8 protein-coding genes and 2 pseudogenes are annotated in these 12,432 nt (G+C 35.4%); 3 read left to right on the forward strand and 7 right to left on the reverse strand.

The genetic code is table 11. From position 1 onward, the window contains the following. Positions 1-2: 2 nt before the first annotated feature. The 5 genes from WQ54_RS12420 to WQ54_RS12440 form a co-directional block, all read right to left on the reverse strand. Complete coding sequence (locus WQ54_RS12420) at positions 3-908, reverse strand: carbohydrate ABC transporter permease (protein ID WP_046516995.1); 906 nt, start codon at positions 906-908, stop codon at positions 3-5. Positions 909-1,082: 174 nt separating this feature from the next. Beyond that, complete coding sequence (locus WQ54_RS12425) at positions 1,083-2,384, reverse strand: ABC transporter substrate-binding protein (RefSeq protein ID WP_046516997.1); 1,302 nt, start codon at positions 2,382-2,384, stop codon at positions 1,083-1,085. Positions 2,385-2,590: 206 nt separating this feature from the next. Next, a complete protein-coding gene (locus WQ54_RS35270) occupies positions 2,591-4,129 on the reverse strand; it encodes a response regulator transcription factor (RefSeq protein WP_046516999.1) in 1,539 nt (512 codons plus the stop codon). Next, positions 4,122-5,888: a sensor histidine kinase gene (locus WQ54_RS12435; protein WP_046517002.1), complete on the reverse strand. Its 1,767-nt coding sequence runs from the start codon at positions 5,886-5,888 to the stop codon at positions 4,122-4,124. Before WQ54_RS12435 ends, WQ54_RS35270 begins: the two co-directional genes overlap by 8 nt. Positions 5,889-6,096: 208 nt before the next feature. After that, positions 6,097-6,468: a sensory rhodopsin transducer gene (locus tag WQ54_RS12440; protein ID WP_046517004.1), complete on the reverse strand. Its 372-nt coding sequence runs from the start codon at positions 6,466-6,468 to the stop codon at positions 6,097-6,099. A 431-nt stretch (positions 6,469-6,899) separates the two neighbouring features. On the opposite strand from WQ54_RS12440, the gene WQ54_RS12445 reads away from it, so the two are divergent. After that, entirely contained in the window at positions 6,900-7,406 is a 507-nt protein-coding gene (locus WQ54_RS12445; protein ID WP_046517006.1) for an acyl-CoA thioesterase, read from the forward strand. 293 nt (positions 7,407-7,699) lie between these two features. Here WQ54_RS12445 and WQ54_RS12450 read toward each other — a convergent pair whose 3' ends face one another. Next, a complete protein-coding gene (locus tag WQ54_RS12450; RefSeq protein ID WP_046517008.1) occupies positions 7,700-9,046 on the reverse strand; it encodes an NAD(P)/FAD-dependent oxidoreductase in 1,347 nt (448 codons plus the stop codon). 270 nt (positions 9,047-9,316) lie between these two features. On the opposite strand from WQ54_RS12450, the pseudogene WQ54_RS12455 reads away from it, so the two are divergent. Beyond that, positions 9,317-9,682 (forward strand): annotated as a pseudogene (locus WQ54_RS12455) (transposase); the annotation flags it as partial. Between the two features lie 134 nt (positions 9,683-9,816). Here WQ54_RS12455 and WQ54_RS12460 read toward each other — a convergent pair. Continuing rightward, positions 9,817-10,035 carry a hypothetical protein gene (locus tag WQ54_RS12460; protein ID WP_046517010.1) on the reverse strand — a complete coding sequence of 73 codons (219 nt, stop codon included), beginning with the start codon at positions 10,033-10,035 and terminating at the stop codon, positions 9,817-9,819. Positions 10,036-10,740: 705 nt separating this feature from the next. On the opposite strand from WQ54_RS12460, the pseudogene WQ54_RS12465 reads away from it, so the two are divergent. Next, positions 10,741-12,015, forward strand: a pseudogene (locus WQ54_RS12465) (IS110 family transposase). Positions 12,016-12,432: the final 417 nt, after the last annotated feature.

Below are 12,432 nucleotides of genomic sequence, written 5' to 3' on the forward strand. Positions count from 1 at the left end.
TGTTATTTCCCCCCTTCAGATTCGTAATGAACCCAGAACTTCGATGTAAAGAAAATAATGGCAGTTAAGATACCTACAATAATTAACATGATCCATGCCATAGCTGAGGCATAACCCATATTGAAGAACTCAAAGCCTTGAATGAATAGATATAGTGAATAAAGAAGTGTTCCGTCTAATGGTCCGCCAGTACCTTTTGAGATAATGAATGCCGGAACAAACGTCATAAAGGCACCAATTGTTTGCATAATGGTATTAAATAAGATAACCGGGCTTAGCATTGGCAGTGTAATCTTCGAGAATTTTTGGAAGAAATTCGCTCCATCAACACTTGCTGCCTCATAATAAGTAGCAGGAATACTTTTTAAACCAGCTAAAAAGATTAACATAGAAGACCCGAATTGCCATACTGATAAAAAGATAAGCATCCATAAAGCAGCAGTTGGATCTCCGAACCACCGAACGCTTGGAACTCCTAAAAACGCAAGCAGGAGATTTACTATCCCTTCGTCACCAAAGATATTTCGCCACATAATCGCAACTGCAACACTTCCGCCTATTAACGAAGGCAAATAAAACAAGGATCTATACAAGCCAACAGCTCTTGAAGCAGAGTTTAATAAAAGAGCAACTAATAAGGCAAATCCCAGTCTTAACGGGACACCAGCGAATACGTAAATGAGCGTGACTTTTAAAGATTGCCAATATCTTGCATCTCCTGTAAACATCTTTTTATAATTTTCTAATCCAATCCATTGCGGAGTAGCAAACAAATTGTATTGTGTAAAGGATAAATAGAGTGATGTGACAATCGGGATGAAAGTAAACGCTAAAAATCCAATAATAAAGGGACTTATAAATAAGTAGCCTTTTAAGTTATTACCTAAAGCACGAGTGTTCATCTGCATCATTCCTTTCTTTAGGAACCTCAACGATCATGTCTACTTTGATGAATCTGACTAAAACGAAAGGGTCGAACCCTCCATTCACAATATATAGGACCAAATGCAGCGTGAATCTCCATATATTCGTGTTTGTTGGAGGGGTCAGACCCTTTTGAGAAAGCCCCATTTGAGGATCTATTATTTATTTTGAGACAAGATACTTTCTGCCTGTTGTCTAAATTGTTTTGCAGCATCTTTAACTTTAAGTTGTCCATAATTCATTTGCTCAGATAAACTGTCAAGAAGTTCGATTACTTCGCCTGCTCCAGCTGGATCTGGACCATCGAAAGCTGAGCTATTTTGTTCAGCCCATGCAACACTATCAAATACTTGTACTTGTTCTGGAGAAAGAACAGGTTTTAGTTCTTCTTTTACAACAGATGAACCAGGAACGCCACGGTCACCTAAAGTAAGTTTATTTGCTTCAATATCGTTCACTAAGTAGTTGATAAATTTAGCCGCTTCTTTTTGATGTTCTGAGTTTTTAGAAACAGACCATAACATACTAGGTTTTAAATATAATCCTTCTTTCATACCAGGTCCCGGCATGTTCTGAATTTCTAACGGGCGTTTTGCAACCTGCTGTAAACCAACAAACTGGTTAGACCATTGCCAGATTCCAATGGCATCCTGCTTCACTACAGGATCATCTTCAATTCCTTTTAATTGTGCTAAATAGTCTGGAGTTGGTACTGCCTTGTCTTTCACTAAGCTAGAAGTCATTTCAAAGAAATCAACAAATAATTGATCATCTTCATATCCTAGTTTTGATCCATCTTCGCTATAAAGCGTTTTGCCTTGTGTTCTTAAGTAATAGTTAAAGAATACATCTGCCTTCATACCTGTATCCATAAAAAGTCCAGCAGCTTTTGCCTTTTGAGCGATTTCTTTATAATCATCCCAAGTCCAATTTTCATCTAAAGACTCGACTCCAATTTTCTTCAGAGCTTCCGGGTCATAATGGAATCCCACAACGTTTACACCTGCATTAAATCCATATAATTTATCTCCGATTTTTCCGCCGTCAATATAATTTTCAGTGTAATTCGTTGTATCGATTTCCTTGCCAACAAACGGTGTTAAGTCAGCTAATTGTCCATTATCCGCATATTGCGTGAAATAGGAAAGGTCCATTTGAATAATGTCTGGAAGCTGTCCTGCTGAAGCTTGCGGTGCAAGCTTTTTCCAATAATCATCCCAGCTCGCATATTCAGCTTGAATTTTTACATTTGGATTTTGCTCTTCATACTTTTTAATAATTTCTAATGTGTAATCATGTCTTGGCTGTGAGCCCCACCAAGCAATACGCAATGTAACCTTTTCATTATCTCCGCCGCCCTCTGAATCTGAGCCTGATCCACTAGAGGTGCTGCTTCCACTACATGCTGCTAACGAAAAAATCATTAAAATTGAAAGTAGTAAAAACAAGAACTTCTTCATTTATAATCCCCCTTATTTTCTTTCCTTGTTACCGCTTACAAGTCCCATTTTATCGAGTTTTTTTACCTATTTGAATTTAAAAAACAGATATCTATGTTTAAAAAACAGTGTAAATGGAATATGCCTTAAGAACTATTACAAATGCAGAAGTGCCTTGAAGCTCAAAAAAAAACTCATTATCTATATAGAAGACAATGAGTTTCGTATTAAAATACTTTCTTATATTCAGAAGGAGAATAACCTGTATACTTTTTAAAAACTTGACTGAAATATTGAGGGTTATCGCCATAGCCAATCATTTCTGCAATGGTAAATACTTTCACATCGTCCATTTGCTCGATTTGCTCAATGGCTTTATTAATTCGTATTTGGGTAACATAACTAGAGAACTTCTCACCGGTTTCCTGCTTAAATAGTTTTCCTAAATAATCGGCATTCATATATACTTTATTGGCCACCCATTTTAAAGATAACTCTGTATTTCCCAGGTACTCATGAACAAGTTCAATCATTTTATTAATAACGGCTGAATGATTTGATTTATGCCGTTCATAATGATCCTGAGTAATCTCTTGTGCCGTTCTCTCAAAAAATTCCTTCATTTGCTGAATGGTGTCCATGTCCATGAGAGAAGACATTTTTTCCATATATACCTCAATATCCTTCGAATCGGTATTTTGGATCATGATTAAAAATAGTTTCATGACATATGACCGCGTTAAGCTGGTAGAGGACTTTCGTTCTGTTAATATGGTAAAAAAACTAGAAATCTCTTCTTGGACTTTTTCCCAATTCCCTGACTTAATTAATAGACAAAGATTTTGCCCATCGTAGTCAAAATGGTAGGGCTGTTTTTCTTGGTGAATATCATTTTTTGAAATAATACTTCCTTCCCCTAAATAAAAACGATGGTTCAAGCATTCAAGTGCATCTAAATACAATCTCCTCGCTTGGGTAATGGAATCCTTTTCACTTACAGCAACGGTCATATCCATTTGATAGATTTCATAAAATAGATCTCTTAACTGTTCAATTCTTGTTTGCAAGCTTGCAAAGTTTTCTTCATGGACTAAGAATAAAACATGTTCCCCAATATTCGTTGATAAGATGGACGGGGCAAAGAGGTCTTCACCTAGATTTTCGATGACAAACATATGTTCATAATGAAAGTCACCTTCAAGATGAAAGAGGATTAATCTGATTTTTTCTTCATCAAAATTAATTTGAAAAAGGTCTTCATAAAATTTGATGCCTCTATTCCCATCAATTTTACTTGTAATAAATTCTTTTAATAATTGCTTTTTTACATAGGGCTGAATTTGTTCAAAACGAGTTTTGATATCAATTAAGAAACGTTCTTTCTTTTCTTCTGTCTTTAATTCTTCTATTATATTACATAGAGCCTCAACAATACTGTTTTCATTACATGGCTTTAAAAGATAATGCTTTACACCGTATTCCATTGCTTGTTTCGCATAATCAAATTCGCTAAAACCAGAAAGAATAATAAATTTTGTTTCAGGCTTCTCTTTCGAAATTCTTTTGACTAGTTCCAAACCATTTAGCCCTGGCATCTTAATATCACATATCACTATATCAGGGAGGAGACTCATAATTTTATCATATGCTTCAAGTCCATTTCTAGCTGTACCAATTAATTCGGTTCCAATGCTTTCCCAGTCGATAATATTGGAAATTCCCTCTAAAATAATCCTCTCATCATCCACTAGCAATACTTTATACATAGTCCCACCTCTTTTTACTTGGAATGACAATGAGAACCTTCGTTCCTTTATTTACTTTACTTTCAATCTGTAATCCATAGCTCGCTCCAAAGACAAATTTGATTCGTGAATCGATATTCTCAAGACCAATCCCATTCCCCTTCGTGGCAATCTTCCCTTTTCGAACGTTTTCAAGCTGCTGTTCATCCATTCCAGGACCATTATCCTCTACAACAACATGAAGCAGATCACCCTCTTGATAGGCAGATACTTGGATCTTACAGGGTTCAATCATCATTTCCAATCCATATTGAATGGCGTTTTCCACCAGGGGTTGTACAATTAACTTCGGTATTGCACATTCCTTTATATCATCTTGTATGAACAAATGAAAATCCAAGCGTTCCTCAAACCGGAATGTTTGAATGGTCACATAATGCTTGACCATTTCGATTTCCTCATTAACTGTAATGACATTTTCTTTTAAACTAATCGCATTCCGTAATAAATATCCAAGCGATTCAACCATTTTGGAAATTTGCTGCTGCTTATTAATCTTAGCCAACCAATTTATGGATTCTAACGTATTGTAAAGAAAATGCGGGTTAATTTGAGATTGCAATGCCTTAAATTCAGTATCTTTAATTAAGAGCTGTTTTTCATAATTTTCATTTATTAGATTATTAATTCGTTCGATCATATGGAAAAAATTCCGATGAAGGATTCCGACCTCATCCTGATCTTGTGAGGGTTTAAACGAATCCGCTACTTTAAAGTCCCCTTCCTGCACATGATTCATCGCAGACACTAAGTTTTCAATCGGATTAGTAATTCGTTTTGAAAATTTAATCACAAGGTATACGGCAACCATAAAAAGAAAAAGGAAAAAAAAGAGCACAAAAAACTTGATTGCTGTTACCTTTGCAAACATGGACCCGAAAGGAATCACATTCCAATACGTCCAATTTGCATATGGAGATTTTGAATAGGTGACAAAATAGTTTTTCCCATCAATTTCTTGAATGTTATATCCTTGCTTGCTGCTCTCAGTAAAATTGAGCTGCCCAACTTGAGCAAAAGGTTTTTCTGAAAAAAAGATGTTCTCCCCACGTGAAATCATAATAAAGCCTTCCTGACCATCCCATTGTTTAGGGAGCCCGTTTACAATTTCATCTAATTTCACTTCAATGATTAACGTCCCTAATTTCTCTAGACTTAAGTTCCGATAAGATTTTAATAATCTCGTTGAAAAGATCGATTCTTTTGAATCATCTAACGTAACCCACCTATTGCTGCCATTCCCCTCTTTAGCCTTCGTCATGATTTCAAGCTTATGTTCATATAAAATCGATGAAGGTGCACTTCCCGCCCGATATTCCATTCCATTTAAATCAAAAAGATGGATAGATTGTATATATTTCTCAGAACCTACATAATTCGTAAGCTTTTCCCACATTTCTCTTTCAATTTGGTATTGTTCATACTTTGTCACTTGACCCTTCGCTCGAAGCAAGGCATTTTGAATCACATTATCATTCATAATCTCAAAGGTCACATCTTCTATACTTTTCAATTCATCTTCAATTCGGCTGGATGACATACTGAGGACTTGCGTGGATTTTCGATAAATTTGTTCATCATAGCTATTGAATGCATATTGAAAACCAACTACGATAAATAATAAACAAACAGCCATGATAATCGATATAAAAACCATCAGCTTATCCTTAATTTTTAAGTTTCTATAACGATTTGAAATAAGCAAAATAAACTTCTTCATAGCATTTTTTAAACTCCTTACTATGCATCGATATTTAAAACACCAAATCGCTACAGCAAATTATTTTAATAGGAAGTGAAAAGCTGCATGCCACATTTCCACTTCCTATCATCCAATCTATCTCTTAATTTATAAACACAAGGGGCAAGCGCTTTCATTTAAATATGTGAGATCCTATAAGTATCTAAGTCAAATAAAAAGAATTTGCTTATTTAATAGGATACCCCATTGTCGACATAAGTGCCAATCCTGGTTGTGTAGAATCTAATCGACTATATTGAACAAAAATTGGTAAATCACTCTCAACTTCAATAGAATATGGAATACCTGTAGGAATCGACTCTCCCTTTCGTTCTAATGAGGAAGTGCGTAAATGGTTGCTTCGCTTTCCTAGTACCGTAACAGAAATTTTTTCAATCGGATCACGGTCTTCAAAATAAATGGTAATAAGTAAATGTGCAGCTTCTTCATTACAATTTAAAATACAGATTGATTCATGGCTTGTTAGTTCCCCTGAACTTAGCGGCGGAATATATCCATCTGGAATAATCCAATGTGTTTCACCTTTTTTCACCTTCATAACAATCCCTCCTAAATTGGTTAGATATCTTGTTAATCAAAACAAAAGGTATAAAATGGTTTTTATTTGTTCGATTATGTTCATTATAATACGATTCTTGTCTTTTTACATCATTTTTTGTCAAACGATGGTTTCTTTTTGAAAGATTCAGTTAAATTTCCTTTCCTATTTCCCTAAAACAACTCCAGCACTGCCTCTACTACTCCAGTTGTTCAAGCTTGTGGCTCAGTTTGCCGTTCAAATAGCAATTAACGAAAAATAAAAAACATAACCGATTATGTTCTCTGCATTTCGCACACAATAAAAAACAGAGGGTGTTTACATAAAACAACTGTCATAGAATCATACAGATACATTGACGATCCATTATAAAAAAAGAATAATGAAATGAAGGGCAAAAAAGATGGCAATATGATAGGAGAGAATAGCAAATGGCAGAAAGAGCGGAAAAAAAATGCAAAGATTCACTTGTTATTAAAACAAGCAGAGTATTTCCATTGGATACAAATAATCACAATACATTATTCGGGGGTAAATTAATGAGTTATATTGACGATGTTGCCTCCATTTCTGCAGCAATGCATTCTCGCTGTGAGGTTGTTACTGCATCGACAGATTCTGTAGACTTTTTAATCCCGATCAGGCAAAGTGATTCTGTCAGTTTAAAATCATATGTATCATCTGTCGGTCGTTCCTCCATGGAGGTCTTTGTAAAGGTCATTGCTGAAGATTTAAGAACTGGTGAGCGGAAACTTGCTGCCACTTCCTTTTTAACATTTGTCGCTCTGGATCAGCAAGGCAAGCCTGTTGAAGTACCAAAAGTCATACCTGAGTCAGATGAAGAAATGATGCTTTTTAATACAGCAAGTCAGCGTATAAAGGTCCGCAAAGAACGCCGTGAACATAGTGAAGCATTTGCGAATGTTGTATTACTTTGATTTTATATTGATAAAAGAAAAAACACCCTGTTTGTTAAATATATATATGGACAATTAGTTGCCTAAGGCCTTTATCAATAATTACCAAGTAATCATTGATAAAGGCTATTTTTTATGTTTCTTGTTGAACTAATGCATCCGTTCGTTTAAGTATAAAATTTCACAATTTATCTCTTTGACAACTCATTTTAATGGAAAAACCAATATTGGTAAAAAATTCTATAGACTATTTCGACCTGCAGCTTTATTTTCTAAAAATCGTCTTTGTCAATCATATTACTAGAGAGAAAATACTAACGATTATTTATAAAGGTCCGCTTCAACACACTTTTTATAATTCTTGGATGCATCAGGGTGGAAGTCGGATGAAGAAGGTGCATAACCTTAATAAAAGAGTTATAGATATCTTTATTATCAGATGATAAAAGGAAAATGTTTTTCGCATACCATTGCTGAATAGAGAGACCTGCAGGCTTTTTCCCAATAGTATCCGGATAACGAAAATCTTCTGTTATCACCATATTCCAAAGAGGGGAAATGATTTTCGCAGCCTGTTGATGAAAGGTTTCAATCATTTTTTGATTTGTGTGCTTTTGGTCCGTAAGCAATTTTTTTAATGCTAGCGCTTCTATAATTGCAATACTCATGCCTTGCCCAAAAAAAGGATCGATTCGGCATATCGAATCCCCAATCATTAAAAGACCGTTTGGAAATTTATTCACCTTATCAAATCTTCTCCAGGTGATATTCGGTACACGGAAGGTAGAAGTGCTGGATAAAGCAGTGGCATCCTTTAGTTCTTGATAGATGTCCAGTTTTGGCAATTTTTTGGCTATTTCTATAAAGCTGTTGTCACTTTTCAGTATTTCTTTTTCGTTTATTTCGTTATGATATCCCATAAACGTGACTAAAAAACGATTTCCCTCTACCTTCGAAATGCCTCCGCCGATTTTTTCAAAGGGAGGGGTTGGATACACAAGTTTAATGGACCAGTCCCTGTTTTGGTTGTCAGGAAGTTGAAGTGTTTTTGTAAAATAACTTAAGTTAATTTTAACCGTTTCCTCTGGAATATGTACTTCTCGTTTGTTTAGCCATCTTGAGGAAAGACTGTTTACTCCGCTTGCATCTACAATCAGGTCCGCATTTATGGTTCTTATGGAGTTGCTGCCATTGATTATTTCGACTCCAGTAATTCGATTTTCTTCTTCAATATATATAAAGTTTTGAACGTTTTGGCTGTACTGAATGGTTACGTTTGGGATACTTTTAAAGTATTGTTCAATATGCCATTCTAGATGCGGGCGTGTTTGAAGAATGGTTGTGTAGTCTCCAACAAAGCGGAGTTTCCAAACTCCATGGTGAAACCATGCAATGTCTTGGGTGGAATTGATTTTAACAGCTCCGCTTGTGTTAAACTTCTCAGTAATACCAGGAAACAGCTCTTCTAGACCATTCGCACCGGCAAAAAGAAGCGCATGGATATGCTCGCCTTGTGGTGCACCTTTTCTTGGAAAAGGTCCATGTGGTTCTGAATCACGTTCTAAAATAATTACCTCTTGAAAAAATTCAGACAGTACACGTGCAGCTAATTTTCCAGAAATACCTCCGCCAATAATAACTGCTTTTCCCCTTCGTAACAAATTATTGCAACTCCCATCAATATTAATTACTTAATAAAAATAGTATACTATCCTTATAGAAGATATTGGAAGAAATTTAAAGACTGTTAGTTCAAATTGATTAGAATAATCGTTTCCTTATTTTGAATTTTGCAGGAACTTTTTTATATGCCCTCTTAAATGATGCTCCGTTTTAAACTTCTTCTTAAACTATTGCACCCGATCGTAATATAAGGTTAGCCAGATCTTTAAAGAGTATCCTTTATCTTCTGGTTGACCTTTTTCTATATGATTATTTCCGAAATTGGTGAAATAGATCGATTCGATGGTGCCAAAAAGCTCGTTGCATTCGCTGGAGTAGATACAAGCGTTTACTCTTCTGGTAAATTTACCGCATTAGTAAATCGAATAACCAATCGAGGTTCTTGAGACTTCGTCATGCCTTGTATATGGCTGTTCAAAGTGGTATTCGTGATGCCCATAAAAAAAACGACAGATGATATCAACGCACGCAATAAAAGACTAAGAGAGTTTTACGATAAGAAACGTGAAGAAGGTAAACCCTTCAGAGTAGTAGTTATAGCATGTGTTAATAAGCTCTTACATTGGATTTTTGCCCTACTAAAAAGCAGAACTACTTTCCAAGATATAGCTTAAAAACTATATCTAACTAAATACAACAAAACCTTCCAATTACTAGATAGAGGAAGGTTATTTGGCATGAACATTTTTAGTATATCGTGGAGTTAATAATCTTTTCATTGAAAAATGTTGACAAACTATTAGCTGGTTTAGTTGAAGTAGAGAGATAAAGTCACTGGTACACCTATTAGAATGCTTGATATTAAAATAATCCATAGAATAATATTCAATGGATTTCTCAATCCCATTACTTCTTGCCATTTTGCTTTATAAGCATTGTCATTTACTTGGTATCTTTTTAGTTGAAAATAAAGATAAATATTAAGCATAAGGGAAATTATCAAACCAATAATTATAATTAAATTCATTGTATTAATCCCCCATTTTTATCGAATTACCACCCATTTCCATATATACGTTCCATAAGTAAATAAAGTTTCAATTCTTACGAATTTTTATTAAACTAACATGCCCCATTAGCACAATTAGAAAACGGGATAGCTGCTGCCATCCCATTTTTAACAAAAGCACCCCTTTACTTGAAGAAGGCTTTTTAGTTCGCAATTTTTGCGAAATACGACATTTGTTCTTTATATTTCAATAGAACTTTTATACATAATTGGATTTTTATCTTGGTTCAACAGAGAATATTTAAACATATATTGCTAGTGCAGCAAGCAATAACATGCACTCCAATCATTGGACTAATTTTAACTGTTATCATATTGATGGCAGTTTTTTTGTTAAGAGTTATTTTTCTAAAAAAATTCACAAATCTTTATATTGTCGATCGCAACGACGTGAAGAAATCGCGCGGCCACTTTTGAGTGGTCGTATGTTTTTTTTATGTCAAATACGACATAAAAGACTAATTTCACTTTCTCTTCTTCACTATCCTGCTTACGTTGCTGGAATAAGAAAAAGCTGCCACAATGACAGCCTTGATCTTCAATTCTTGTACCCTATAGCATTCCTGTAGTGCGTTAATATCAACTTTGAAAAAAATAGAGCCCCTCAGTAAGATAAGAGTATAGACACCACTCTAAAACTCAAATCTAAAGAGGAGCTCTTATATGAAGTTTAAAATGCAAGACAAACAAAATCAACTAATTGAAAGAATTTCTGATGAACATCTTGTTGTTGGTGTAGACATTGCCCAACTAACACATGTAGCACGAGCTGTAAACTATCGTGGTATAGTGGTCGGTGATCCACTATCTTTTGAAAATAACGAAGATGGATTTGCAAGGTTACTAGATTGGATTAACAAATTAAAAAACTCAAAAGATCTTGATACTGAAATCGTTGGTATGGAACCTACAGGGCATTATTGGTTAAACCTGTCCCAATGGCTTTACGACCGAAATATTGATGTGGTAACTGTTAATCCCCACCTTGTTAAAAAGAACAAAGAAAACAGAGATAATACACAGTCCAAAAGTGACAAAAAAGACGCTCTGGTTATTGCCGATATGGTGAAGAATGGATACTATTCCTTCATTCGTCCAACTACATAGGCTTTCGAAAAACTAAGAGTATTGATGTCTAACCGAGATGCCATAGTTAAACGACATGTCAGTGCTGCGAACCAAATCCATCGTTGGATTGATATTATTTTCCCTGAACTTAGACAAGTTTTTAAAGACGTTACATGTAAAGGGGCAATCGCTACTCTCCGTTTATTCCCTACACCGAAAGAATTACGTTCGATGGAAGCTATAAATATCGTTACAGGGTGGAGAACAGAGATGAAGCGTCAACCTGGTATTAAAAAAGCCGAAGCACTCATTAAACTAGCTAAGAATTCTGTTGGCACTGATAAAGCACATGATGCATATAAATTACACCTAAAACAATTACTTGAAGAATTCGACCTCGCCACAAGCCAATTGGAAATAGTAGATAAAGAAGTATCTGAAGCTCTTGGAAGTATTACTTTTACAGAAAAACTACTTAGTATAAAAGGATTAACAATCGTAATGTTAGGTGGCATTTTAGGTGAAACTGGTGATCTAAGTCAGTTCGCACATGGCAATTCTCTATTACGACACGCGGGTTTACATTTAGTCGAGGCAAGCTCTGGTAAATGGAAAGGACAAATTGTCATTTCTAAGAGAGGAAGGTCTCGTCTAAGGCGATTCTTATACCTAGCAACAATGTGTCTTGTGATGAACAATCCTGAGTTCAGAGAAATTCATGCCCACAATGTCAAAGTGAAAAAGATGAAAAAAATGAAATCTATTATGAAACTGATTGGTAAATTTGCAAGAATGATAGTAGGAATTGCCCGACGTAATGAACCCTATTGTGCAGAAAAAGTTCACCCTTTGGTACCTTTAGCAGCATAAGTTAATTACCTTATAACTGAACATATGAAATAGAAAAAGTTGCTTTATTGAATGTTGGCTTATTCGTAGGATCTCAAAGAAAGCACGGAGTACTGGAATACTTAAACACAAGGGCACAGACCCATACCTTTAGCAATACCGGCCTCCACCCCTTGGATAGGCATGACGAAGGAATGAGAGGGCAAAAGACCCGTTGAGACATGGGAGGGAAAGCCTCCAGGGACGGCGTGGAGTATACGTGCAGTATATGGAAATAAATGGAGTTATGATTCACTCCTCTATTCCCGCATGCCTTCATGTAGCCTTGTTTCTAATACTCATTCCATATATCCGTCATTGTTCTTACATGTGGATTTGAAATCCTGCGAATAAGCGAGTATTTAAGAGTAAATTGAATCAAACTGAGGGAGTTTAAGT

Origin of the sequence: Bacillus sp. SA1-12 (assembly GCF_000981385.1) — a bacterium.
In the GTDB taxonomy this organism is placed as follows: Bacteria; Bacillota; Bacilli; order Bacillales; family Bacillaceae; genus Metabacillus.

Excerpts from the sequence above, each read along its gene's own strand:
- WQ54_RS12420 (WP_046516995.1), bottom strand. The coding sequence starts at position 908 with ATGCAGATGAACACTCGTGCTTTAGGTAATAACTTAAAAGGCTACTTA.
- WQ54_RS12435 (WP_046517002.1), bottom strand. The coding sequence starts at position 5,888 with ATGAAGAAGTTTATTTTGCTTATTTCAAATCGTTATAGAAACTTAAAA.
- WQ54_RS35270 (WP_046516999.1), bottom strand. The coding sequence starts at position 4,129 with ATGTATAAAGTATTGCTAGTGGATGATGAGAGGATTATTTTAGAGGGA.
- WQ54_RS12460 (WP_046517010.1), bottom strand. The coding sequence starts at position 10,035 with ATGAATTTAATTATAATTATTGGTTTGATAATTTCCCTTATGCTTAAT.
- WQ54_RS12440 (WP_046517004.1), bottom strand. The coding sequence starts at position 6,468 with ATGAAGGTGAAAAAAGGTGAAACACATTGGATTATTCCAGATGGATAT.
- WQ54_RS12445 (WP_046517006.1), top strand. The coding sequence starts at position 6,900 with ATGGCAGAAAGAGCGGAAAAAAAATGCAAAGATTCACTTGTTATTAAA.
- WQ54_RS12425 (WP_046516997.1), bottom strand. The coding sequence starts at position 2,384 with ATGAAGAAGTTCTTGTTTTTACTACTTTCAATTTTAATGATTTTTTCG.